A 19,633-nucleotide genomic window follows, 5' to 3' on the forward strand; every position below is an offset into this window, starting at 1 on the left:
GCCCCTTTTGGCTTGGTGTGATTCAGGCTTTGTCCCGCTCGGGCGGCCGCTTCACCAGCAGGGTGACGAGTCGGCGCACAATGGGCAACACCAGATTGATGACCGGAAAGGCCACGACGAAAGCAAACAGCCAGGCTTCCAGCCAAATCATCACAATGCCGTCAACAAGGCCGATATTGTAAAGCGTAATCACCAGCGACATAACGCCTGACATGAACAACGCCATCAAGAAGGTAAACAGCAACTGACTATATTTAGGGTCAATCATGACGTCTCTCTTCATATGGCTAAGCTTATACACGGCATGACGCAAAACGGCCCGTGATGGGCCGCTTGGGGTAATGCTCAAGCGAATGCGAAGGCGTCATTATTGCTTGTCTTGGGTGCGACGTTCAAAATCGCTGGCATCATGGCGCTCATGCAACTGCTCATGGGGCTCGCCCCAGGTGCGGTTGACCATGCGGCCACGCTTGACGGCCGGGCGCTCGTCGATCTCTTCGGTCCAGCGAATGACATTCTGGTAGGTATGGGCTTCAAGGAACTCGGCCGCTTCATAGACCCGATTCTTGACCAGTGCGCCGTACCAGGGATGGATCGCCATGTCGGCAATGGTGTATTCATCGCCTGCCATGAAGCGGTTTTCGGCCAGGTGGCGGTCGAGTACATCAAGCTGGCGCTTGACTTCCATGGTGTAGCGATCGATCGGATACTGGTAGCTCTCCGGCGCGTACGCGTAAAAGTGGCCGAAGCCGCCACCGAGTAGCGGCGCGCTGCCCATTTGCCAGAATAACCAGGACAAGCACTCGGTGCGTTTTGCCGGGTTAGTGGGCAAGAAGGCGTTAAATTTCTCGGCCAGATAAAGCAGGATGGCGCCGGACTCAAACACCCGCTGAGGCGGCTGTGTGCTGTGATCCATCAGCGCGGGGATTTTCGAGTTGGGGTTCACCTCAACAAAACCGCTGCCAAACTGGTCGCCTTCACCAATCTGGATAAGGTGCGCATCGTACTCAGCACCCGCAATGCCTTTCTCCAGCAGTTCTTCGAGCATCACGGTGACTTTCACCCCGTTGGGGGTGGCCAGTGAATAAAGCTGTAGGGAATGTTTACCAACCGGCAGCGGTTTGTCATGCGTTGCGCCCGCGACAGGGCGGTTAATGTTGGCAAATTTGCCGCCGTTGCCGGGTTCCCATTGCCATACGCGCGGCGGGGTGTAGGTGTCTTCGCTCATCGTTCCCTCCTGTTAAAGGAAGCCACCGCACCAAATGATGCAGTGGCTGATGGTTCGCTGACTATCGACCTTATACCACTGTCAGTGTGACGTCGATATTACCGCGCGTTGCATTGGAGTAGGGACAGACAACGTGGGCCTTATCGACCAGCATTTGCGCAACGTCTTTTTCAAGGCCGGGCAGGCTGATTTCGAGTTCCACTTCAATGCCAAAACCGGTCGGAATAGCCCCAATGCCAACGTGGCCGTTAATTTGGGTATCGTCTGGCAGCTTAACGTTTTCTTGGCTGGCAACGTGTTTAAGGGCGCCTAAAAAACAGGCTGAGTAACCTGCTGCAAAAAGCTGTTCGGGATTGGTACCGTCGCCGCCGGGGCCGCCCAGTTCTTTGGGCGTGCTGAGCTTGACACTCAACGCGCCGTCGGACGATTTGGCATGACCCTCGCGGCCGCCGGTAGCGGTGGCATGGGCACGGTAGGCAATCGTTTCAATCGACATCGTCAATACTCCTTGCATGACTCGATAAGTAAGCTTCACCCAAGCTGTACATAACGTGGGCGTGGCAATAATTTAGTGCAGCTTTAGTTTGTGCGCAAGCTAAATGGCCGAGCGTTTTTGATCCTTGCTGGCAAGGGGGACTACTGGAAGGTTTGTAATTTATCGCGGAGTTTAACCAGGTCGTCTTTGAGTTGGGTAAGTGCCTCGATGGACTGGTCGCTTGCATTGACGACGCAGCTAGGGATATGACGCGCCCGTTCGCGCATCGACCGGCCATGTTGGGTCAGAAACAGCTCTACTACCCGCTCATCCTGGCGGCTACGCTGTCTGATCAACAGGTGATCGGCTTCTAGCCGCTTAAGCAGGGGGGTGACCGAGCCGGGGTCAGTGAGTAAGCGCTTGCTCAACGTGCTGACCGTAATGCCGTCTTCCTGCCACAGCACCAGCATTGCAAGGTATTGAGGGTAGGTAAGGCCTAGCTCTTTGAGTAGTGGTTTGTAGACCTTGGTCATCATCAAGGACGTGGAATAGAGCGCGAAGCAAAGCTGGTTATCAAGCTCCAGTTCACTGCAGGTCGGGGTGTCGGCCATGATGGCTCCCTCAAGAAATACTTGTCCCTAATGTAGCGTGATAGGCCGCTAGGTGGCTAGCGGCCTATACCTTGGTCGCAATTTGTCTGTTTCGCTTTGACACCGTGATGGTAGATGGCTAGCCTTCGCTTAACAAATGTTACCGGTAACAAAGCGTCGATAATCGTCGTGACCGGCAACGTTCTCTCGGTGGCGATGCCATTCATCCGCTATCAATCACCATCATCAACAACAATGATTTGTATGGAGATACGTCATGACTGCAATTTGGCGCAACACGCTTACCCTGGTTGGCGCGACCACCCTGACGCTGGGCATGGCCCATGCCCAAAGTCCCGAGCTTTCCGACCCGCCTGAAATCGATGGCGATAAGGTCGGCGACCACGGTACTCATACGCTGCGTATGGGTATCGGCCTATCTGAAAACTCACCGCAGTACATTTCCAGCCAGTATTTTGGTGAGATCCTCGAAAAGCGCACAGATGGGCGTATCACCGTCAATGTCTTCCCCAACAGCCAGTTGGGTGACGATGTCCAGATGCTCGAAATGCTGCAAACCGGCACGCTGGACATGACCTATCCGTCCAGCTCGGCAGCCACGGGCTATGTTGAAGAACTCGCCGTTTTTGACCTGCCGTTTTTGCTGCCAAGCCGTGAAGCCGCCATCGAGGTCCTGCAAAGCGATGTGGCGTTGGAACTGCTGGAAGGCTTTGAAGGTTCCGGCCTGAAGCCGCTGGCATTTTCTGAAAATGGCTATCGCCAGCTTTCCAACAGCGCTCGCCCGGTTGAAACGCCGGAAGATGTTGCGGGCCTTGATGTCCGTGGCTTGAGTGTCCGCACCATGGAAAACCCGGTGCACCTGGATATCTGGGAAACGCTGGGGGCCAACCCGACGCCCATGGCGTTTGGCGAGCTTTTCTCGGCGATGGAGCAAGGCGTGGTTGATGGCCAGGAGAACCCCTGGAGCACCATCCTGACGTCTAACTTCCATGAAGTGCAGGATTACGGCACCGAAACGCGCCACGTGTACACACCATTCATCATGATGCTTTCGGAGCGCACCTGGGACAGCATGGCACCTGAGTATCAGGAACTGGTAATGGAAGCGGCGCGCCAGTCGGCCGAATACGAAATTCAGCTGTCGGCGGAGTACGATACGTGGTCGCGTGAGCAGCTTGAAGAGCGTGGCATGCAAATCACTCGCCTCAATGACGAGCAATTGGCTGCCTTCCAGGAAGCGGTGCAGCCGGTATACGAAGAGTGGGCGCCGCGCATTGGCGAAGAGCTGATTCAAGACATCCAAGCGATTGTCGACGACAGCACCGAATAACCCTCGCCTTTCTTTGCAGGTGATCGGGCAGGCCCATTGGCCTGCCCGAGTTGTCAGTATCTCTGGAGTTATCATGACCACTTCCCAGACGACCAAGCTTAACGATCCCGTGATGGAAGATCCTTCGGTATATCTGGATGATCCCAATCGCAAACAGTTAGAACTCGATACTGACACCCGTCAGGGTCCCGCGGTGTTTCGCTGGCTAACGCTCGGCATGGAGTATCTGATTGGCGCTATTCTAGTGGCGTTGATTGCTTCTGTTTCCTGCAATGTGGTGGGGCGCGCGCTGTTCAATCATTCTCTGCCCTGGGCAGATGAGTTGGCACGCATGTTGTTTATCTGGTTGGTGTTTGTCGGGGCCGCGGCAGCGTTTGCGCGCTATGAACATATTGCGGTAGACGCCCTGGTACGTCGTCTACCCATACGATTTGCCCATGCGCTTTATTGTATTCAGCATTTGATCATTACCGCCTTGATGGGCGTGATGTTAGTTGGCGGGTACCAAGTCATCGCGAACTCCAGCGGCCGCTCGGCGATTTTGAATGTGCCATTGAGTTTGTTGAGTTTGTCACTGGTGCTGTGCGTTTTATTTATCGCCGTGGTGTCGCTATGGCGGATGTGGGTGAGTCTTTGCATCATTCGCCAGCCAGAAAAGGGGGTCTGAGCCATGTTGTGGATTTTTCTTGGTATCTTATTGATTTCTATTGTGCTGGGGTTGCCGATTGCCTTTGGCTTAGGCGTTGCCGCGGTGGTAATGGCGGTGCTCTCGGATATTCCGCTGTCGATCATGATCGAGCAATCGATTCGAGGGGTGAACAGTTTTCCGCTGCTGGCCATTCCTTTCTTTATTCTGGTGGGGGAAGTGATGAGCCAGGGCGGCATTGCGCGTCGCCTGATGGAACTGGCTGGGGCGCTGGTCGGCTTTATGCGCGGCGGCCTGGGCCAGGTCGCAATCACCGGCTCGATGTTCTTTGGCGGTATCAGCGGTTCCGCCGTGGCCGATACGGCGGCTACCGGGGCCATGATGATCCCGTCGATGAAGCAGCAGGGCTACAGTGCGGCTAATGCCACGGCAATCAATACCGTGTCATCGGTCATCGGGATTATCATTCCACCGTCAATTCCGCTGATTCTCTACGGCATTGTGACCGAAACTTCGATCAGTCGTCTTTTCATTGCCGGTATTGTCCCGGGGATGATGATTGGCTTTGCCTTGATGGTGACTACTTTTATTCTGGCGAGCAAGCAGGGCGGCGGGGTGCGAAAGTTCCGCTGGGATGCACTCTGGAAAGCCTTTAAAGACGCCTGGCTGGCGCTGGTACTTCCGGTCATTGTGATTGGCGGTATCATTGGCGGTATCTTTACGGCCACTGAAGCAGCCGTAGCCGCATTACTCTATGCGCTGGCGATTTCCCTGCTGGTGTATCGTGAGTTCAGCATCAAGGCGCTGGGCGGCATGTTAATTCGCACGGCTCGCCTCACCGGCATGGTGATGATGCTGCTGGCGTTTGCCACCGTGATTGCCTGGTTCCTGACTATCAACATGGTTCCACAAACCCTGGTGTCTCAAGTGCAGTCGATCACCCAGGATCCTTTCTTGCTATTGTTGATCGTGGCTGCTTTGCTGTTGGTGGTGGGCTTTGTGATGGATCTGACGCCTGCCATGGTGATCATGGCACCGATGCTGGCCCCGATCGTCACTTCCGTAGGCGTAGATGATGTCTACTTCGGCGTGCTGATGGCCTTTATTCTCGGGGTTGGCCTGCTGACGCCGCCGGTTGGCACCTGTCTATATGTAGGGTGCGGGGTTGGTAAGGTATCCATGGAGTCATTAGTGCGTGCGATGCTGCCGTATTATGCTGCGCTACTGGTGGTGCTGGTGATATTGATCGCTTTCCCTGGCATTGTGACCTGGCTACCTGATCTCACCGCTGTGCGCGGTAACTAAGGGAGCGTCTGTATGGAAAGTGCTTCTCAGCGCATTCTAGTGATGGGAGTGTCCGGTTCGGGTAAGTCTCATGTTGGACAAGCGCTGGCGGCCTCTTTGGGGGCGACATTTATTGACGGTGATGATCACCATTCACCGGCTAATGTAGCGAAAATGGCCAGCGGGACACCGCTCAATGATGATGACAGGCGTGAATGGCTGGATACGCTTGCCGATCTGTTTGCCGAGTATTACCGCCAGGACTGCTCGGTGGTGATTGCCTGTTCGGGGCTGAAAAAACGCTACCGTGATCGGCTGCGCGCTGGGGACTCGGAGCTACGCATTCTGTATCTGGAAGGAAGTCGAGAGCTGCTACGCGAGCGGTTGAGCGAGCGGGCGGATCATTTCTTCAAGGGCGACGGCATGCTGGCAAGCCAATTGGCTGATCTGGAGCCACCAGGGCCAGCAGAAGCGGTCAGCTTGTCGATAGCATTAACACCCAGTCAGATTGTACGCGACTTCCTGGCCACACTGCCTGCCTCAACCGAGCCCCCCTACTAAGCGGGTATCGCTCTGGGGCCAAGGTTTCGTTAGGCTAAGGCCCCGGACTCAGGTTGAAGAAGGCACCTCGTTTGAAGAAAAAACGCCCCACCTTGCAAGATATAGCGGATCGCGTTGGTGCCACCAAAATGACGGTGAGCCGCTGCCTGCGCGACCCCGAAACGGTGTCGGAAGGCTTGCGTGAGCGCATTTTTTCGGCGGCTGAAGAGATCGGCTATATCCCCAATCGTGCGCCAGACCTGCTGTCCCGGGCGACCAGTCATTCGATAGGCGTGCTGGTACCGTCGCTCACCAACCAGGTGTTTGCCGACGTTATCGTCGGCATTGAAACCCTGACGGAGCCCGCTGGCTACCATCTGATGCTGTCTCACTACGGCTATAGCCCCGAGCTGGAAGAGCGCAGTCTGGCATCGTTACTTTCCTACAATGTCGACGGTGTCATTCTTTCCGACCATGAACACACTGACCGGAGCCTGAGGATGCTGGAAACCGCAGGTATTCCGATTGTTGAAATCATGGACACCCATCGTGCGCCACTTCAGCAGGCAGTGGGCTACGACAACGTCAATGCGGCTTTCGATATGGTCAGCGAGATGATACGGCGCGGTCGGCGACAGATTATTTACCTGGCAGTGCGTCTTGACGAACGTACCCGGCAACGCGAGCAGGGCTATCGCGATGCCATGCAGGCCAATGGCCTGGCGCCGGTCACGCTGTACAGTACTCAACGCTCGTCCTATACCGTGGGGGCGGCGCTGATGGAGCGGATCATGGCCGATTACCCGACCGCTGACGGGATCTTTTGTACCAATGACGACGTTGCGGTGGGGGCCTTTTTTGAATGCCAGCGGCGTGGCATCAGGGTACCCGAAAAAATGGCAATTGCCGGTTTTCACGGCCACGATGTTGGCCAGGCGATGACCCCGAGGCTCGCTAGCGTGATTACCCCTCGCCAAGCTATCGGTAAAGCGGCAGCCGAGGCGCTACTAGCCCGTATCGAAGGCGCGCCTGTAAAACAAGAAGTGGTCGATTTGGGCTATGCCATTGAAGCCGGTAGCACCCTGTAGGTCTTTCACGTCTGGCGAAGCAGCAGACAACTGGCTAGAGTAAGCGTTTTCTTTAAGGGGGCCGCCATGAAGATTGTCCAACTGAACGTTTACCCGGTTAAATCATTGCAGGGAATCACCCTGGAGCAAACCCGGCTACATGCGCATGGGCTGGCCTGGGACCGCCGCTGGATGCTGGTCGACCCCCGGCAACGCTTTGTCACCCAGCGTCAGCTACCCGCTCTGGCGACGATTGGCGTTGCGCTGACCGACGAACACTTGGTGCTCTCGCATCCTGACGTCGAGCCGCTGAGCGTACCCTTGGCAGAGCCTGAAGGTAAGTTACGCCTGGTTAGCGTCTGGAATGACCACTGCAAAGCGCTTCCGGAAGGCCCAGAGGTGACACATTGGCTTGAGGCTGCGCTCGGCGAGCAAGCCCAGGGGATGAGTCTGGTGCGTTTTGCCACCGAATTTACCCGTGCCGTCGAAGAGGATTTTCTGGATGGCGGGGCGGCGCATACCTATTTTTCCGACGGTTACCCCTTTTTATTGACCACCACCGGCTCGCTCGACGCCTTGAACAATGCCTTGACCGCAGGTGGTCAAGCGCCGGTGCCGATGAGTCGCTTTCGCCCCAATGTGGTGATCGAGTGCGACCTACCCTGGGCGGAAGACCGCTGGGCCACGTTAAGTGAGTCCACGGGGACATTTCAGTTTACGCTGCGTAAACCCTGCCAGCGCTGCAAGATCACCACCATCGACCAGCAGACAGCTGCGGTTCCCGAGCCGGGTGAACCGCTGAAAACGCTGCTGTCGCTGAATACCCAGCCTGACTTGAAAGGCGCCCATTTTGGTCAGAATGCCACCTTGACCGGCGGAGACGGTGCGATTATCCGGGTGGGGGCGGCGCTTGAGGCAAGCGAGCGCGACGCCTGAAACGTAATAGGCGTGTGGCAATCGCGGTGCCCAGTAGCGTGATCAACATCCCTGCGATAATTTGCAGGCTGAGCGTCTCGCCCAGCAGCAGGTAGCCCCAAAGTAACGCGCTGACCGGCACCAGAAACGTGACGGTGGATGTTGCGGTGGCTCCGGCGCTGGCGAGCAAGCCGAAGTAAAGCAAAAAAGCCAGCGTGGTGCTTAGGATCGCCAGTGCCAAGGCGTTACCCCACGCCAGTGGAGATATAGACTCGTCTGGCCACAGTAGAATGCCCGGTATCAACAGCACGGTGGCCGACATCGCACAGCTACCGGCCGCCAGCACACGGCTGGGTAGATGGCTCAAGCGGGTTTTCGAATAGTTACCGGCAATGCCGTAGCAGAATGTCGCCCCCAACACCGCCAGGATAAACCAGCCGTCGCCGCCTACCGCGAAGTCGAGCCGATTGGCCGACAGCACATAAACACCTGCCAGGGCGAGTGCCAACCCGAGGTATTGCTGGCGGATGATCGGCGTGGCAAAGAAGAATGCCCCGATAAGCGCTGTAAAAATTGGCGTGGTGGCGTTGATCAGCGACGTGAACCCTGCTTCCAGGCGCGTCGTCGCCAGGGCCAGCAGTGAGAAAGGCAGCACGTGGTTGATAATGCCAAGTAACAGTAGCGGTCCCTTGTGCTGCCATATCAGATGCAAATAGCGGGCGCTGAGAAGAAACGGCAGTAACAGCAATGCACCTATCCCCATACGTACCAATATCAGCGGAATCGGACCAAACTCGGGTACGGCGACGCGCATAAAAATAAACGATAATCCCCAGAGAGAGGAAAGCAGCACTAATTTCAGCGCATCTGCCGACGACATGGCGAGTCCTTGCACAAAAGGGTTGGCATTGAGCCGACAGCTTACGACCGTCCTGGCGTCAATGGAACCTGGGCTGTCGGCAGGGCGGCAAAAATCAGCTACGCTGGTGAAGTGGCTGCCGTTACTTGCGGCTCCATCAATAACCTGACATTTGACGCGAAAGGAGCTATCCATGGATCGTAAAGCAAGCGCACGTTGGGAAGGTGGACTGAAAGATGGTCGTGGCCATGTTGCCACGGAAAGCGGCGTACTCGACGCCAGCTATTCATTCAAGAAGCGCTTTGAAGACGAAAAAGGCACCAACCCTGAAGAACTGATCGGCGCCGCCCACGCCAGCTGTTTTTCCATGGCCTTGTCGATGGTGTTGGGTGAAAAAGACCTAACCGCCACCTCTATCGAGACCAGCGCCAATGTGACGCTCTCTCAGAGCGACGCCGGGTTCGATATCTCGAAAATTCATCTGGACGTTGAAGCTCAGGTGGACGGTGCCGATGAGGCGACCTTTAAAGAAGCGGCAGAAACGGCCAAGGCCAATTGCCCGGTCTCCAAGGTGCTCAACGCCGAGATCAGCATGACGGCAAAGCTCAAACACTGAGTCTCCGCTGACAACGAACGGGTCAAGCTGATTGCTTGACCAATGTTGACTGTTTCAGATACTGACGCCCTGGCAATGGCCAGGGCGTTTTTTATTTTATGTTGGGTTTATGGCTTAGCGCGCCGGGTCGAGCACGCCCCCCATCGACGCATTGCGCCGGAACCAGCCGGCGATGCTGGCCCGTGGTTGTTGGGTGGGGAGCACTTCGTGGGGAATGGTGTCCGACATGAAACAGGCAAAGGTACCCGCTTCCGGTACCACTCGGGCTACTGCCTGGTCGGGTGCGTCGGGATGGTACAGAACCATTTCACCGCCGCCATCGGCAGGCCAGGCAGGGTTCAGGTAGCCTACCGTGGAGATCACGCGATTGGCTCGCCCGCGGAAGCTGTCCAGGTGGCGCTGGTAAAATGCCCCGGGCGGGTAGTGGGCAAAATGGGCTTCGTACTCGAACAATCCCAGGAACAGTGTCTGGTTGAGCACCTGCTGTAAATTTTCCATTGCCATTAAGTAGCGCCGCTGAGCGTCGCTTTCACGGTCGAGCCAGTGGATCGCGTCGCCACGAACGTCTTTGCGCAGGTGATGCTGTTTTCCTCGGCCGATACCCGCTTCATCCAAGGCGTTATGCGCGGCCATATGATGCAGCTCTTGATGAAGGGCATGGCACAGATCAAGGTCAATAACACCCCGGCCGACATACCAGCCTTGTTCAACCAGCGCATCCACCAGCTCTGCCTGGGCAGCTGATGACAGAACGGAAGGCGATAAATGCATGCTTGGGGTCATTCGTTGGTTCTCAAAGGTTTTGAATGCAAGGTCGGCGAGTTGCGTTCTGGGTAATGACGCAATGCACCGTCAGGACGCTGGTAAAGGTCGATCGGCATGTCAAAACCCTCGGCCAGCAGTTCCACCAGCATCATGGCAGACAGGCCCCAAATGATATGGCCGTCAACCTGGTAACTGGGCACGTAGTGGGCGACGCCATCGACGGTAATCACATCGGTATGCGTTCGCCGATCGTCCAGGAAATGGCTTAACGGCACTTCAAAAATAGCGTCCAGCTCACCGGGATCGGCCACCAGCGGCAGGTCGGGCGGAATAATCCCCACCCAGGGCGTTACCCGGATACCGTGCAGCGAGATGACATCGGATAATCGGCCCAGTGCCGTGACGTGCCCTGGGTCGAGGGCAACCTCTTCCTGGGCCTCGCGCAGCGCCGTGGCGTAAAGGTCGTGGTCGTACGGCTCGCGCATACCGCCGGGGAAAGCCACCTGGCCACTGTGGGTACTGAGGTGGCGGGCGCGCCGGGTAAACAGCAGGGTCGGGGCCGGGCGCTCGACAATAGGCAGCAAAACAGCCGCCTCGGGCAAGCCAGCGTGGTCTAGCCGTTGAGGGGAGAGTTGTTGCAGCCGATTGCGAAGTGTCTCTAACATGTAGCATCCATAAGCGTTGTTATCTTTTCCCAGCAGCCGTAGAGAAATCGCAATGAACTTTTGCAGCCAGTGTGGCAATACCGTCCGTTTTGCCGTTCCTGAAGGCGATGATCGCCCGCGCTATCTTTGCGATACTTGCGGCACCATCCATTACCAGAACCCTCGCATTGTGGCAGGGACGCTACCCGTGAGCGGTACCAAGGTATTGCTATGCAAACGCGCCATTTCCCCGCGTAGAGGGTACTGGACCCTGCCGGCCGGCTATATGGAAAACGCCGAAACCACCGAACAGGCCGCCACTCGCGAAACCCGTGAAGAAGCCTGCGCTGAGGTGGCGCTGGCCAATCTCTACACGCTGATCGATTTACCGCATATCAACCAAGTTTATATGATTTTTCGGGCGGAACTTACCGGTGGCTTCAACGCCGGACCGGAAAGCCTTGAGGTGGCGCTATTCGAGGAACACGAAATCCCCTGGGATGAGCTGGCGTTTCCCACCATTGAGCAAACGCTCCGACACTTCTATGCCGATCGCGTGCGTCACGAATATCCGCTGCATATCAGCGCCATCAATCCTGAGGATCGTGAGCGCTACGCCGGTAGTGCCTGAGAGGCCCTAGAGATCGGCCAGTGCCCAAACATCATAGGCAACTTCTTCATAGGGATGCGCCAGTTTTAACGCAGCGATAGCGGCTTGAATATGGTCGTCGTCGCAAACCAGTTCAACCTTCAGCTCGTCCACGAACTCAAGCTCGCCGACCTTGCCAATATGCGGGTCTGCTCCGTTAAGCGGGCGGAACTGACCCGTACCCCGGGTCTGGAAACAGCAGGCCTCGTAATCGCCGATGCGCCCCGCGCCGGTTTCAAACACGGCTTCCTTGACGCTTTCTGCTTCCTCAACGGGGACAAAAAATGCCAGCTTATACATGGGTTAACGCCTCCTGATTCCACCATGATGTAGGGTTGCGCTATCGTCATATTAGCGAACAGGCGACTTCTGGTCTTCCCGTTGACTTTGTATGATGCAATTTAACCACCTGGGTAGCGAGCCAGCGAATGGATAAATTTGAGGTAAAAATAGATCAGGCGGCCAGAGCCGCCTGGATGTCCTACGTCGGCGGCATGACGCAGGATGACATTGCCACTCAATTGGGCGTCTCAAGGCCGGGAGTGCAGCGACTGTTGGCTCTCGCCCGGCAGGAAGGCCTGGTAAAGGTGCATATCGATCACCCGATTTCCACCTGCATGGCATTGGGCAGTGCACTGCGCGAGCGCTTTGGATTGGCTTACTGTGATGTGGTGCCCGCTGACAGCCATGCCCCTGAAAGCGCTGCTTACTACCTGGCAGTGGCCGGGGCGGAACGGATTTCCCGGCTCGTTGAGCGTAGCGAACCGCTGACGTTGTCCTTGGGCACCGGCCGCTCGGTGCGCGCGACGGTGGAGGCGCTGAGCCGCGTTGAGCGTCCTCAGCACCGTTTCGTCTCGCTGGTGGGCAATGTCGCTCGGGATGGCTCGGCGAACCGCTACGACGCGGTGATGGTGCTGGCCGATAAAACCGGTGGCGAACGCTTCTTGTTGCCCGCCCCGGTAGTAGCCGAGTCACTTGATGAAAAACAGGCCATGCTGTCGCAGCGCCTGTTCAAGGCGATTGCCGATGTGGCTAGAGAGTCCGAGGCGGCCTTTATTGGTGTGGGCCGTATCGATCGGCAGGCGACATTGTTTCAGGATCATTTCATCAGTGAAGATGAGCTCGATGAGCTGCTTGGCCTGGAGGCCGTCGGCGAATTGCTGGGCTGGCCGCTCAATCGTCAGGGGGAGGTGATCGACTGCTCGATTACCCGCCGGGTCACAAGCCTGCCCCTTGAACGCTTTGGCAAACACATGATGGTGGCCATGGCGGGCGGGCGTGACAAAGCCCCTGCCATTCATGCGGCTCTGAAGGGGGGCTGGTTGAAAGGCTTGATTACCGATGAGATAGCGGCCCGGCACATTGTCAATACGGAAGAACTGGGAGCCCTTTGAGATAGGTATGTGGCGGCGCAACATGCTTTTTTGCTGATTCATTAGCGTAAAGTCTAAGTGCCGGGGCTTTGCTTTTTTTTGGCTTTCGTACGATCATTTGATCGATAGTTGATCAATGAGATCAGTTTGAGAGAAAACATCTGGCGAAAACAATGCCAATACAAAGCCAACAGGAGTGCCTTATGCAACTTGCACGTTACTTACCCCTTACCAGTCTGGCGGCGGCCATTGCCTTCGCTGGTCAGGCCCAGGCCGAAACCGAGCTGACCGTTGCAACGGTGAACAACAACGACATGGTCATCATGCAAAGCCTCACCGATGCATTCGAGAAGGCGCATCCTGACATCACCCTGGATTGGGTGGTGTTGGAGGAAAACGTGCTGCGTCAGCGCATGACGACGGATATCGCCACCGGTGGTGGGCAGTTCGATGTGATGACCATTGGCACCTATGAAGTGCCGATCTGGGCTGAACGCGGCTGGCTGTCACCGCTTGACAACCTGGCCGACGACTACAATGAAGACGACCTGTTGACCTCTGTCCGCGATGGTCTGAGTCATGACGACACGCTCCATGCGCTGCCGTTTTACGCCGAAAGCTCGATGATGTACTACCGCAAGGACCTGTTCGAGGAAGCGGGCATCGAGATGACCGAGCAGCCCACCTGGGAAGAGGTGCGCGAATGGGCTGGTGAACTGCACGGCATGGAAGAAGACCTGGCGGGTATTTGCCTGCGTGGTAAGCCCGGTTGGGGTGAGAACATGGCGTTTGTCTCCACCCTGGTGAACACCTTTGGCGGGCGCTGGTTTGATGAAGACTGGAACCCTGAGCTGAATTCCGAGGAATGGACGACCGCCGTCCAGTTCTACGTTGACCTGCTTAACGATTACGGCCCACCCGGGGCAAGTTCCAACGGCTTTAACGAAAACCTGGCGCTGTTCTCACGTGGCAACTGCGGCATGTGGGTGGATGCCACTTCAGCGGCGGGTAAGCTGTACGATGAAGACGAGTCTGACGTCGCTGATAGCTTAGGCTTCGCACCTGCCCCGGTTGCCGAAACGCCGAAAGGCTCGCACTGGTTGTGGTCCTGGGCGCTAGCCATCCCAGCCTCGTCCGAAAACCAGGATGCCGCTCGTGAGTTTATTACCTGGGCGACCTCGCAAGAATACGTTGAGCTGGTCGGTGAAACCGAAGGCTGGACGAGCGTACCTCCCGGCACGCGTGAATCCACCTACGAAGACGAGCGTTATACCGACGCGGCCCCGTTTGCCGACTTCGTGCTCCAGGCGATTCAGGATGCTGATCCCACCGACTCGACGCTCGAACCCAATCCCTACATTGGCGTGCAGTTCGTCGGCATTCCGGAGTTCCAGTCGATTGGTACCCGAGTCGGCCAAAGCATCGCGGCGGCGCTAACCGGTGATAGCACGGTGGAAGAGGCGCTCGATACTGCCCAGCGCGCCACCGAGCGCACCATGCAGCGAGCAGGTTACTTAGACTAACGCGGTTAACGCCTGGGCCTTCGAGCCCAGGCGTTTTTCCTTGCGCCTTCTGGCAGGTACTTCCATGAATACGAAACGTACTTCCGGCCGCACCGTCGGCGGGCTGAGAACGCTGTCGCTTCAAGCACCCGCTGTCACGCTACTGCTGCTTTGGATGGTTGTGCCGTTGGGCATGACGATCTGGTTTTCGCTGCAGCGCTATAACCTGTTGATGCCGGAGATGACCGGCTTTGCCGGATTCGAGAACTATCAGTATCTACTGACCGATCCGTCGCTCTGGGCGGCGATGGGCAATACCCTGCTGTTGGTGGGGTGGGTACTGGTGATTACCGTGGTCGGCGGTACGCTGCTGGCCGTGCTGTTTCAGCAGGAGTTTGCCGGGCGGGGCATTGCCCGCGTGCTGGCGATTTCACCGTTTTTTGTCATGCCCACCGTCAGTGCTTTGGTGTGGAAAAACATGATGATGCACCCATCCAATGGGGTGCTGGCCTGGCTGGCTGAGTCGTTTGGCTTGCCCGCATTGGATTGGTTTTCATCGCTACCGCTGACCTCAATCGTGATTATTGTGGCCTGGCAGTGGACACCGTTCGCGCTACTGATCCTGCTGACGGCGATGCAGTCGCTGGACGAAGATCAGGTCGAAGCCGCCCGCATGGATGGCGCGGGGCCGGTCGCCATTTTCTTCTTTATCACGCTGCCGCACCTCAAGCGCGCCATCAGCGTGGTGGTCATGATCGAGATGATTTTTCTGCTGACCATCTTCGCGGAAATTTTTGTCACCACCTCCGGCGGGCCTGGGCTTGCCACGACCAACCTGGCCTATCTGATTTATATCCGTGCGCTATTGGATTTCGATGTCGGCACTGCCTCCGCCGGTGGGGTGATCGCGATCATTCTCGCCAATATCGTCGCTATCTTCCTGGTCCGCATGGTCGCCAAAAACCTGGAAGAGTAACCGGCACGTAAGTGTCCTGGGAGTGTTGTGATGACAAGCTTACGTTCCATTAACAGCAAAAAACTGCTGCTGACGGTCTTTGGCTGGTCGGTGGCCTTGGTGATTTTCTTCCCCATCCTGTGGATGGTTCTGACAGGCTTTAAAACCGAGACAGCGGCGATTGCCGACCCGTCGTTTATTTTTTCGCCTACCCTCGAGAGCTATCAAGCGGTTCAGGAGCGGTCGGGCTATGCACGCTTCGCGCTTAACAGCGTCGTGGTGGCCTTTGGCTCGACGCTACTGGCCTTGTTGATCGCGATTCCTTCGGCATATTCGATGGCGTTTTTGCCGACCAAGCGTACCAAAGGCACCTTGCTGTGGATGCTATCCACCAAGATGCTGCCACCTGTTGGTGTACTGGTGCCGATTTATCTGATCTTCCGCGATGTTGGGCTGCTGGATACCCGCACCGGACTGATCATCATCTATACGCTGATGAACCTGCCGATTGTGGTGTGGATGCTTTACACCTTCTTCAAGGACATGCCCAAGGACATCCTCGAAGCTGGCCGCATGGACGGCGCCACGACGTTCCAGGAGGTGTTCTTTCTGCTTTTGCCGCTGACCCTGCCGGGCATCGCGTCGACAGGCTTGCTGTCGGTCATCCTGAGCTGGAATGAAGCGTTCTGGAGCCTCAATCTCACGTCGTCCAAAGCGGCGCCGCTGACCGCCTATATCGCCTCGTTTTCAAGCCCCGAGGGGCTGTTCTGGGCCAAGTTATCAGCGGCCTCCACGATGGCGATTGCGCCCATTCTAATCCTCGGCTGGATGACCCAGAAGCAAATGGTGCGCGGCCTGACCTTTGGTGCCGTCAAGTAAAGGAGTTTTCCTATGGCAACCCTACAACTCAACAATATTACCAAGCAGTTTGGCGACACCGAGGTCATCAAAGGGATTGATCTTGACGTTGAAGATCGTGAATTTGTGGTCTTTGTGGGTCCTTCAGGCTGCGGCAAATCCACTCTGATGCGCATGATTGCCGGGCTGGAAAGTGCCACAGGCGGCGATATCCTGATTGACGGCCAACGGATGAACGATGTGGGGCCCGCCGATCGCGGGCTTGCCATGGTCTTCCAGAGCTACGCGCTTTATCCCCATATGACGGTGGAAGGCAACATGGGCTTCAGCATGCGGCTGGCCGGTGTTTCCAAGGAGGAACGCCGGGCCAAGGTCCTGGAAGCGGCCAAGATTCTGCAGCTGGAACCGCTGCTGGACCGCAAACCCAAGGCACTGTCCGGCGGCCAGCGTCAGCGCGTGGCCATTGGCCGCGCCATCGTACGTAACCCGAGCATTTTTCTGTTCGATGAACCCCTCTCCAACCTGGATGCGGCGTTGCGTGTGCAGATGCGTATCGAGCTGGCGCGTCTGCACGACGAGCTCGACGCTACCATGATCTATGTCACCCACGACCAGATCGAAGCCATGACCATGGCGGACAAGATCGTTGTGCTGCGCGATGGGGTCGTCGAGCAGGTCGGCTCGCCGATGGCGCTGTATCACCATCCCCAAAACCGTTTTGTCGCCGGATTCATTGGCTCGCCGAAGATGAATTTTTTCGACGTGACGCTGCTTGGCGTCAAGCCCGACGGGGTAGGTATTCGAATGCCTGGCGGCGGCGAGCGCCATGTGCCGGTGGACGGTCAGCATCTGGGTGACGACGCGGCGCTGGAGCTGGGTATTCGGCCCGAGCATCTGGTGCTTGAAGAGCAGGGACCCTTGGTCGGGCAAATACAGGTGCTGGAACGTCTTGGCGGCCAAACCTCGCTCTATGTGCAGATGGCCGACCAGCTCGTCACCATCATGGCCGACGGCGATGTGGCCTACCGGGTTAACGATACGGTGCACTTTGGTTTTGCCCCGGAGCGGGCTCACCTGTTCGAGGCTGACGGCCAGGCCCTGCCGAGTTTGCAGCAGCACCCTCTGGCGGGCCTCACACGCGAGGACAATCGCGCCAACGGGGACAATACGTCTTCCGAGGCGTCGGTATGACGGCGCTTATTTTCGACTGTGACGGTGTTCTTGTCGATAGCGAAGCCTTGGCCGAAGGCACCCTGGCGGAACACCTTGGCCGCTGGCTGCCGGATATTGATGTTGAGCAATCGCTTGGACAGGCGTTAGGCATGACCACTGCTAACATTTTGCGTCATGCCGAGCAGTTAAGCGTCTATCCGTTACCCGCGAATGCGGCGGAGCGGGTCGATACCGCCATTGAGGCGAGGTTGGCACGTGAACTCATCGCGATCGACGGTGCTGAAGCTGCTGTGCGGGCGGTGACGCTACCCAAGGCGGTGGTTTCCAACAGCCGTCGCTGTCGAGTGCTGGCATCGCTTGCGGGTACCGGGCTGGATGCCGCTCTTGGCGATGTACCGATTTTTACCGCAGAACAGGTCGACCAACCGAAGCCAGACCCCGCGCTCTATCAACTGGCGGCCGAGATCCTGGGAGAGGCGCCCCATGACTGTCTGGTAGTGGAGGATAGTGTGGCCGGCGTGACGGCGGCCACCGCGGCAGGTATGTGGGTGATTGGCTTTGTGGGGGCCAGCCATGTCGATGATGGCCAATCGGAGCGGCTTCGTAAGGCGGGCGCCTGGCGCATCTTGCCGCACATGAAGGGGCTAAATGACCTGGTTAGCGAGTGGCAAGATCTTGCCCGCAATGGAGGTCGGCATGAAGCTAACCAGTAAGGTAGCCATCGTGACTGGTGGGGCGAAAGGTATCGGACTGGCGATCGCCGCGCGCTACCTCAGCGAAGGGGCCAGCGTGGTGGTCGCCGATATTGATACAGCGGCCGTCAATGACGCTGTTAATCTGCTACGCCAGGAAGCGGGTGAGGAACGGGTGCTGGGAATTGAGCTGGATGTCTGCGATACAGCGTCCATCGACGCCATGGTGGCAGAGGTTCGCGAGCGCATGGGGCGCATCGATATTCTGGTCAATAACGCGGCGGTATTTGATATGGCGCCTGTGCTTGAGGTCACGGAGGCGAGTTTTGATAAGCAATTCGCCGTTAATACCAAAGGCATGTTTTTCACCCTTCAGGCGGTGGCCAAAGCGATGGTGGACCAGGGGCAGGGTGGCAAGATCATCAATATGGCGTCCCAGGCGGGGCGCCGTGGTGAAGCACTGGTGAGCGTTTACTGCGCCAGTAAGGCGGCCGTGATCAGCCTTACCCAGTCCTGTGGGCTGGACTTGATCAAGCACAGCATCAACGTCAATGGCATTGCCCCCGGCGTGGTGGATACGCCGATGTGGGAAACCGTGGATGCGCTGTTCGCCCGCTATGAAAACCGTCCATTGGGCGAGAAAAAGCGCCTGGTCGGCGAGGCCGTACCGTTTGGCCGTATGGGGCTGCCGGAAGACCATACTGGTGCAGCGGTCTTCCTGGCCAGCCAGGACAGTGACTATATCGTCGCCCAGACGCTCAACGTCGATGGCGGCAATTGGATGAGCTGACTTGCCATGACCCCGGATATTGACCATATCAGCCGCCAGATTATCGATGCGGCAGCCGGCATTCCTCGTTATATCGTCGCCCTGGCGGGTCCGCCCGGTGCCGGGAAGTCTTACCGCAGCGAGCAACTGTGTGCAGCGATTAACCAACAGTTGCCAGGGCAGGCTGGGGTGGTGCCGATGGATGGCTATCACTTCGACAATGCCGTGCTCGGTGAGGCGCAGCTGCCACTCAAGGGCGCGCCGCACACCTTCGACGTGGACGGACTGCGTGTTGATCTGGAGCGACTTCGCCGCGCTGACCAGGCGGTCGCTGTCCCCGTGTTCGACCGCCCGCTGGATCTGGCTCGCGCCGGTGGGCGGCTCATCCGCCTTGAACAGCGCATCGTGATTGTCGAGGGCAACTATTTATTGCTCGACCGCCCGATATGGCGCGACCTGCAACCTTTGTTTGACTGGACGCTGATGCTTGATGTCGACGATGACATCTTGGCGCAGCGCCTGGTGGCCCGCTGGTTAGCCATGGGCCAGGACCACGCAGGCGCCATTGAGCGCACGCACCAAAAAGACATGCTCAATGCTCAACTGGTGAAAACAGGCAGTTTTTCGCCCGATCAGTACTGGCGTTAGCACGTCATGTCCAACGAATAACCTGGAGAGCGAC

The 19,633-nt window shown here is 57.3% G+C and carries 24 protein-coding genes; 16 read left to right on the top strand and 8 right to left on the bottom strand.

Annotated elements, in window-relative coordinates; genetic code table 11:
• Window positions 1-22 precede the first annotated feature (22 nt).
• From QC816_RS02440 to QC816_RS02455, 4 genes are all read right to left on the bottom strand, one after another.
• Window positions 23-268 carry a DUF2798 domain-containing protein gene (locus QC816_RS02440; protein ID WP_085918868.1) on the bottom strand — a complete coding sequence of 82 codons (246 nt, stop codon included), beginning with the start codon at window positions 266-268 and terminating at the stop codon, window positions 23-25.
• Window positions 269-367: 99 nt separating this feature from the next.
• Window positions 368-1,228 carry a glutathione-dependent disulfide-bond oxidoreductase gene (gene yghU / locus QC816_RS02445; RefSeq protein ID WP_085918869.1) on the bottom strand — a complete coding sequence of 287 codons (861 nt, stop codon included), beginning with the start codon at window positions 1,226-1,228 and terminating at the stop codon, window positions 368-370.
• 70 nt (window positions 1,229-1,298) lie between these two features.
• Entirely contained in the window at window positions 1,299-1,724 is a 426-nt protein-coding gene (locus QC816_RS02450; protein WP_085918870.1) for an organic hydroperoxide resistance protein, read from the bottom strand.
• 140 nt (window positions 1,725-1,864) lie between these two features.
• Window positions 1,865-2,314: a MarR family winged helix-turn-helix transcriptional regulator gene (locus QC816_RS02455; protein ID WP_085918871.1), complete on the bottom strand. Its 450-nt coding sequence runs from the start codon at window positions 2,312-2,314 to the stop codon at window positions 1,865-1,867.
• A 256-nt stretch (window positions 2,315-2,570) separates the two neighbouring features.
• Between QC816_RS02455 and QC816_RS02460 the strand changes: the two genes are divergently transcribed.
• The 6 genes from QC816_RS02460 (at window position 2,571) to QC816_RS02485 (ending at window position 8,117) form a co-directional block, all read left to right on the top strand.
• Entirely contained in the window at window positions 2,571-3,644 is a 1,074-nt protein-coding gene (locus tag QC816_RS02460) for a TRAP transporter substrate-binding protein (RefSeq protein ID WP_264823445.1), read from the top strand.
• A 73-nt stretch (window positions 3,645-3,717) separates the two neighbouring features.
• On the top strand, window positions 3,718-4,311 hold the full coding sequence (locus QC816_RS02465) for a TRAP transporter small permease (RefSeq protein ID WP_268902459.1): 594 nt from the start codon (window positions 3,718-3,720) through the stop codon (window positions 4,309-4,311).
• Between the two features lie 3 nt (window positions 4,312-4,314).
• On the top strand, window positions 4,315-5,595 hold the full coding sequence (locus QC816_RS02470; RefSeq protein WP_085918874.1) for a TRAP transporter large permease: 1,281 nt from the start codon (window positions 4,315-4,317) through the stop codon (window positions 5,593-5,595).
• Between the two features lie 12 nt (window positions 5,596-5,607).
• Complete coding sequence (locus QC816_RS02475; protein ID WP_264823444.1) at window positions 5,608-6,135, top strand: gluconokinase; 528 nt, start codon at window positions 5,608-5,610, stop codon at window positions 6,133-6,135.
• A gap of 71 nt (window positions 6,136-6,206) precedes the next feature.
• Complete coding sequence (gene gntR, locus QC816_RS02480; protein ID WP_309780820.1) at window positions 6,207-7,202, top strand: gluconate operon transcriptional repressor GntR; 996 nt, start codon at window positions 6,207-6,209, stop codon at window positions 7,200-7,202.
• A 66-nt stretch (window positions 7,203-7,268) separates the two neighbouring features.
• On the top strand, window positions 7,269-8,117 hold the full coding sequence (locus tag QC816_RS02485; protein WP_309780822.1) for an MOSC domain-containing protein: 849 nt from the start codon (window positions 7,269-7,271) through the stop codon (window positions 8,115-8,117).
• Here the strand turns inward: QC816_RS02485 and QC816_RS02490 are convergent.
• Window positions 8,071-8,976, bottom strand: coding sequence for a DMT family transporter (locus QC816_RS02490; RefSeq protein ID WP_309780823.1), 906 nt, complete (start codon window positions 8,974-8,976; stop codon window positions 8,071-8,073). The genes QC816_RS02485 and QC816_RS02490 overlap by 47 nt on opposite strands.
• Window positions 8,977-9,148: 172 nt before the next feature.
• Between QC816_RS02490 and QC816_RS02495 the strand changes: the two genes are divergently transcribed.
• A complete protein-coding gene (locus tag QC816_RS02495; protein WP_085918878.1) occupies window positions 9,149-9,571 on the top strand; it encodes an OsmC family protein in 423 nt (140 codons plus the stop codon).
• Window positions 9,572-9,685: 114 nt separating this feature from the next.
• On the opposite strand, the gene QC816_RS02500 is transcribed toward QC816_RS02495, so the two are convergent.
• Both QC816_RS02500 and QC816_RS02505 read right to left on the bottom strand, forming a co-directional pair.
• The gene (locus QC816_RS02500) at window positions 9,686-10,342 is read right to left on the bottom strand and encodes a 2OG-Fe(II) oxygenase (protein WP_233337244.1); all 657 of its coding nucleotides are present in this window, start codon (window positions 10,340-10,342) and stop codon (window positions 9,686-9,688) included.
• Between the two features lie 8 nt (window positions 10,343-10,350).
• Window positions 10,351-11,001 carry a CoA pyrophosphatase gene (locus tag QC816_RS02505; RefSeq protein ID WP_085918880.1) on the bottom strand — a complete coding sequence of 217 codons (651 nt, stop codon included), beginning with the start codon at window positions 10,999-11,001 and terminating at the stop codon, window positions 10,351-10,353.
• Window positions 11,002-11,053: 52 nt separating this feature from the next.
• Between QC816_RS02505 and QC816_RS02510 the strand changes: the two genes are divergently transcribed.
• On the top strand, window positions 11,054-11,611 hold the full coding sequence (locus tag QC816_RS02510; protein WP_085918881.1) for an NUDIX hydrolase: 558 nt from the start codon (window positions 11,054-11,056) through the stop codon (window positions 11,609-11,611).
• A gap of 6 nt (window positions 11,612-11,617) precedes the next feature.
• On the opposite strand, the gene QC816_RS02515 is transcribed toward QC816_RS02510, so the two are convergent.
• Window positions 11,618-11,929 (bottom strand): YqfO family protein, encoded by a 312-nt coding sequence (locus QC816_RS02515; protein WP_085918882.1) that lies wholly within the window; start codon window positions 11,927-11,929, stop codon window positions 11,618-11,620.
• Between the two features lie 128 nt (window positions 11,930-12,057).
• Here QC816_RS02515 and QC816_RS02520 point away from each other — a divergent pair, with 128 nt between their 5' ends.
• The 8 genes from QC816_RS02520 to QC816_RS02555 all read left to right on the top strand — a co-directional run bounded on the left by QC816_RS02520 (window position 12,058) and on the right by QC816_RS02555 (window position 19,599).
• A complete protein-coding gene (locus QC816_RS02520; protein ID WP_309780826.1) occupies window positions 12,058-13,023 on the top strand; it encodes a sugar-binding transcriptional regulator in 966 nt (321 codons plus the stop codon).
• Between the two features lie 182 nt (window positions 13,024-13,205).
• Window positions 13,206-14,525, top strand: coding sequence for an ABC transporter substrate-binding protein (locus QC816_RS02525; protein WP_309780828.1), 1,320 nt, complete (start codon window positions 13,206-13,208; stop codon window positions 14,523-14,525).
• A gap of 64 nt (window positions 14,526-14,589) precedes the next feature.
• Window positions 14,590-15,480 carry a carbohydrate ABC transporter permease gene (locus QC816_RS02530; protein ID WP_085918885.1) on the top strand — a complete coding sequence of 297 codons (891 nt, stop codon included), beginning with the start codon at window positions 14,590-14,592 and terminating at the stop codon, window positions 15,478-15,480.
• Between the two features lie 30 nt (window positions 15,481-15,510).
• Complete coding sequence (locus tag QC816_RS02535; RefSeq protein WP_264823440.1) at window positions 15,511-16,338, top strand: carbohydrate ABC transporter permease; 828 nt, start codon at window positions 15,511-15,513, stop codon at window positions 16,336-16,338.
• A 12-nt stretch (window positions 16,339-16,350) separates the two neighbouring features.
• On the top strand, window positions 16,351-17,508 hold the full coding sequence (locus QC816_RS02540) for an ABC transporter ATP-binding protein (RefSeq protein WP_264823439.1): 1,158 nt from the start codon (window positions 16,351-16,353) through the stop codon (window positions 17,506-17,508).
• The gene (locus QC816_RS02545) at window positions 17,505-18,203 is read left to right on the top strand and encodes an HAD family hydrolase (RefSeq protein WP_309780833.1); all 699 of its coding nucleotides are present in this window, start codon (window positions 17,505-17,507) and stop codon (window positions 18,201-18,203) included. Before QC816_RS02540 ends, QC816_RS02545 begins: the two co-directional genes overlap by 4 nt.
• Window positions 18,187-18,972, top strand: a complete 786-nt coding sequence (locus QC816_RS02550; RefSeq protein WP_085918889.1) for an L-iditol 2-dehydrogenase — start codon at window positions 18,187-18,189, stop codon at window positions 18,970-18,972. The genes QC816_RS02545 and QC816_RS02550 overlap by 17 nt, the downstream gene beginning before the upstream one ends.
• A gap of 6 nt (window positions 18,973-18,978) precedes the next feature.
• A complete protein-coding gene (locus tag QC816_RS02555) occupies window positions 18,979-19,599 on the top strand; it encodes a nucleoside/nucleotide kinase family protein (RefSeq protein ID WP_309780835.1) in 621 nt (206 codons plus the stop codon).
• Window positions 19,600-19,633: the final 34 nt, after the last annotated feature.

The sequence above is a fragment of the Vreelandella janggokensis genome (assembly GCF_031451615.1).
In the GTDB taxonomy this organism is placed as follows: Bacteria; Pseudomonadota; Gammaproteobacteria; order Pseudomonadales; family Halomonadaceae; genus Vreelandella; species Vreelandella janggokensis.